Raw genomic sequence first — 4464 nt, forward strand, 5'->3', positions numbered from 1 at the left:
GCTTTAAAGCCAACTACTTTACCGCCTTTAGCGAACAGCAAATATCGTGGCAAAGTGAGCATTTATTAACTAGCACCGATTTAAGCCAACCCAGTGTTATTGTATCTAACAAAGCAATGCATGGGGGTACACAAGTATTTGTATACAGCCCCTACTCTGGTGCGTTATTTGCGAGATTAGTGAGTGTAATTGGCTCTAAAAAAGCACAAATACAACACGCGCAAGTACTGACCACAAAAGACGGTTACGTCCTGTTTAGCTTTGTAATACTTGAAGTAAGTGGCGACCCTATTGCAAGTGGTCGAGCGCAATCAATTAAACGCGGGCTTGAGCAAGCACTTAGCGATCCGCGTAAAAAAATTCGCTTTAAAAAGAGCCGCTCTCAACGCTTTAAAGATTTTAATATTAAACCTAAAATTGTGTTGCGCCCACATGCACGCAAAGACCGTAGCTTAATAGAAATTCAAGCCGTCGATATACAAGGTTTACTAACCAAAATAGCCGAAGTTTTCCAAGCGCATTTACTACACATTCACGCTGCCCGTATTACAACGGTAGGTGAACGTGCAGAGGATTTCTTTGTTGTATCTAATAACGAATACCAAGCGCTGACTGATGAAGAGCAAGCAAAAATTCATCAGGCATTACGTAAAAAATTCAACGCCGAAACAGAATAGAGGACACACATGTCAGATTTAAAAACGATGATCGAAAACGCATGGGACAACCGCGATAGCATTAGCCCAAGCACAGTATCAAGCGACGTAAAACAAGCCATTATTGATGCACTTGATTTGCTTGATAGCGGCGCAGCACGCGTTGCTGAAAAAATATCAGGTGAATGGGTTGTACACCAGTGGCTTAAAAAAGCCGTTTTACTGTCGTTTCGTATTCGCGACAACCAACCAATGAACGACGGCGTAAACCAGTTTTACGACAAAGTACCACTTAAATTTAGCGACTACACGCCAGAGCAATTTCAGCAAGGTGGTATGCGCGTAGTACCAAACGCTGTAGCGCGCAAAGGCAGCTTTGTAGGTAAAAACGTCGTACTTATGCCATCGTACGTAAATATTGGCGCATACGTTGACGACGGCACCATGGTTGATACATGGGCAACTGTAGGCTCGTGTGCACAAATAGGTAAGAACGTACATTTATCAGGTGGCGTAGGCATAGGCGGCGTTTTAGAGCCTCTACAGGCTAACCCAACTATCATCGAAGACAACTGTTTTATTGGCGCACGTTCTGAAATTGTTGAAGGCGTAATTGTTGAAGAAGGCGCAGTAATTTCAATGGGCGTTTACATCAGCCAAAGCACCCGTATTTACGACCGTGAAACCGGCGAAATTCACTACGGCCGCGTACCAGCAGGGGCAGTAGTTGTTCCAGGCGCACTACCGTCAAAAGATGGCACCCACAGCCTTTACGCTGCAATCATCGTTAAAAAAGTAGACAAACAAACACGTGAAAAAGTAGGCATCAACGCCCTACTACGCTCAATTGATGAGTAACAGTCGGTTGGGTTGAGGGAAACGAAACCCAACGATACTTTTAAGTTAAGTGTTTTAGCTAAACTTTAATTGTATATAGAAAAGCTCTAAGCCCTTTGGGTCTAGAGCTTTTTTTGTTATCTGAACGTTTTCTATTATTAAATGGAGAGTTGATCATATGGATACTGAAGAAAGTAACGAGCTAGTCTATCACTACACATCTTTGGATGCTTTTATCTCTATTGTGAATAGCAGAACCTTTCGGTTTGGCGACGCAAGAGCAATGAATGACTATACAGAGATAGATCATAATATTAATCTTCTTTTAAATTTAGAAAAACAAAAACCTGAGTTAATGAAAAAATTAAATATTTCAAATGAAGGGTTTAATAAAGGCATTAAAAATATTAAGTTTTTCAAAAAGCATATTGAAAATCACTATATACATATAATGAGCTTTAGTAAAAACCCAGATTCTTTAAGCCAGTGGCGGGGATATGCAGATAACGGTACAGGAATATGTTTTAGTATCACTTTATCAGCATTACGACACTGTCTAAATAATACTTACCGCATTGCTGGGAATTGCGTTTACAAACAAGGAGAATTAAACACAGAAGCACAAAACTTATTAAAATTAGCCTCAACTTTTGATAGTGATCAATTTAAATTTGAGGCTAGAAGTAACTTTCTTGATAACTTTATCGCATTTATAACAACAGGTAAAAATGAGGCTTTTATAGACGAAGGTGAAGTAAGGTTAGTTTCTTTCATTGAAAAACTGCCACCACCTCAAGATGTGAAATTCATAAACTCTAATGGCTTTATTAAAAGCTATCTTGAAGTAAGTTTTCGAATAAATATAATTGACACAATTATACTTGGACCGTGTTGTAAATTTGCAGCTAATGACCCCGTCTTTAATGATATGTTAGACAATTTATTTTTTAATAAAAAACTCTACGAGTTAGGAGTTGATACTAACCCATATAAGCCTAAAGTTTTAAGTTCAAAGGCAACTTTCAGATAACCGTTGGGTTTCGTTTCACTCAACCCTTCCTACGTCGATAAAATTAATCCCGAGCTACTGCTCATTGTTAGCAATACCCCCCTAAACCTAAGATCACTTATAAAAAAAGTGCTTTTATGTAGCAACGTAGTAATTACCTTGCCCTGCTTCATCAACAAACAAGATAATCAAACCTTTCTTCCACTAAATTCCATTAAAATAAAATTTACATAGTTAACTTAGTGGTGATATAACTGAATGTGTTTTGGGAACGGAGTTGGTGATAAATCAAACCATTAACTGCCAGCTAAAAAATATTACTCAGCTAGCTTACCCTTACACCCTTTACTTAAGGAAAATAAAAATCCTAACTAAAACAGCGTTTACCACATTTTAAAATAACAAAAGCACAAGTAGGTTGTACTAATGGAAGAGTATTTAATCGTTAAACAAAAAAGTAGATACCCTATCGCTATTGCGGCTTTATTGTTGTTATTGGCTTTGGGTTATTTAATTAAGATACTACTTTTCTCAAATGATATTCCTGAACGTTATTTAAAGCCAATATTAGTCTCTCAAGTATCATTACCCAATGTATTAAAAGGGATTGGTACAATAGAGCCTACACAAAGAGAGCTTTTGTCTGCGCCGCTAAAAGGCAATATCAACACACTTACAATTCGTGAAGGGCAAGCTATAAAAAAAGGCCAAGTATTAGCAAAGCTAACTAACTACGAATTGGAACAAGATATACATAATGCGAGTTATGAGCAGCTTAATTTAGAATCCCAAGTAGCTATTGATAAAAGTAATTTAGCAATTAAGCTCTCGCAAATTAAAGTCGACTTATCAAAAGCTAAAATGGCATTGCAGCAGCAAGCGCTTGAATTAAATGCTAATAAAGTCTTAATGGAACAAGGTATTATTTCTGCAATTCGCTTTAAGCAAAGCGAAATGCTTTACAAGCAAAGTGAACTTGAAGTTAATGCCAAAAATGGTGAACTTAGTCTATTTAAAGAGGCATTTGATCAGCAATTAATTGCGCTTGATAACAAAGTAAACATCTCAAAAAACAAACTTAGCTATTTACAAAGGCGTCAAGAGCAACTAACACTCACAGCAAACTTTGACGGTACCGTAAGCCAAAACTTAGCTAAATTAGGTCAAGCGGTTACTCAAGGGCAATCGCTGTTTGAGGTAATAGAGACCGACAACTTACTGGCTAAAATACAAGTCCCTCAGTATTCATCCACTCAGTTAAAAATTGGCCAAAAAGCAGACATAGCTACACCCAGTGGCACAATTGCAGCTAAGGTTGATTATATTGATACGGTAATAAGAAATGGCGCTATTAATGTATTTTAGTATTAGACGCTTCCCCTCCATCATGGCTTAGAAGCAGCCAAGCAATAGAAGCTCATATTTATTTGGAGCAATCTTTAGTAGCTCAAAACATTAAAAAACCGAATGATTTTGATAACTACAGTCTGTGGAAAGTATATGAAATAACGCCCTCCAGCAAAGCTATTCTTACTCATATAAATTACAAAACGACTGAGCAAGACACTTTAAGCTTTGATGAGTCGCTACAAGGTAACTATGTTTTATTACTACCAGCAGCTTATGCCACTCAAAGTTACCTTGATTTGAAAGAAGTATTTTAATGAGGTGTCAGTTATGAGTTATCCGTTAATAGAGTTTAATAATATTTTTTATCAATACCCTAATACCAAAATTGATACCCTCAAAGCTGTAAGTTTTAAAATAAACAGTGGTGACTACATTGCAATAACTGGTACTTCTGGCAGTGGTAAAAGTACCCTACTTTCTATTTTAGGTTTACTAAACTTACCTAGCCAAGGGCAATACACTATTTTAGGCACTAACACAGCAGACTTAACACCCGACTCTATTGCAGCCATTAAAAACAGAGAACTTGGTTTTATATTTCAAAACTTTAAT

Annotated in this window: 5 protein-coding genes and 1 pseudogene; all 6 read left to right on the forward strand. The window is 37.2% G+C overall.

What is annotated here, in order from left to right:
• Positions 1–677 (forward strand): annotated as a pseudogene (locus tag H5072_RS12455) ([protein-PII] uridylyltransferase); the annotation flags it as partial.
• A 9-nt stretch (positions 678–686) separates the two neighbouring features.
• Positions 687–1514: a 2,3,4,5-tetrahydropyridine-2,6-dicarboxylate N-succinyltransferase gene (dapD, locus tag H5072_RS12460; protein WP_002958324.1), complete on the forward strand. Its 828-nt coding sequence runs from the start codon at positions 687–689 to the stop codon at positions 1512–1514.
• 157 nt (positions 1515–1671) lie between these two features.
• The gene (locus H5072_RS12465) at positions 1672–2523 is read left to right on the forward strand and encodes a DUF2971 domain-containing protein (RefSeq protein ID WP_182693702.1); all 852 of its coding nucleotides are present in this window, start codon (positions 1672–1674) and stop codon (positions 2521–2523) included.
• Positions 2524–2928: 405 nt separating this feature from the next.
• Entirely contained in the window at positions 2929–3867 is a 939-nt protein-coding gene (locus tag H5072_RS12470; protein WP_259395938.1) for an HlyD family secretion protein, read from the forward strand.
• A 62-nt stretch (positions 3868–3929) separates the two neighbouring features.
• Complete coding sequence (locus H5072_RS21200; RefSeq protein WP_259395939.1) at positions 3930–4166, forward strand: hypothetical protein; 237 nt, start codon at positions 3930–3932, stop codon at positions 4164–4166.
• A 13-nt stretch (positions 4167–4179) separates the two neighbouring features.
• Positions 4180–4464 (forward strand): ATP-binding cassette domain-containing protein (locus tag H5072_RS12475; RefSeq protein ID WP_182693703.1); only part of this gene is annotated, 285 nt, incomplete at its 3' end.

Origin of the sequence: Pseudoalteromonas sp. SR45-5, from assembly GCF_014163565.1 — a bacterium.
Lineage (GTDB): Bacteria > Pseudomonadota > Gammaproteobacteria > Enterobacterales > Alteromonadaceae > Pseudoalteromonas > Pseudoalteromonas distincta.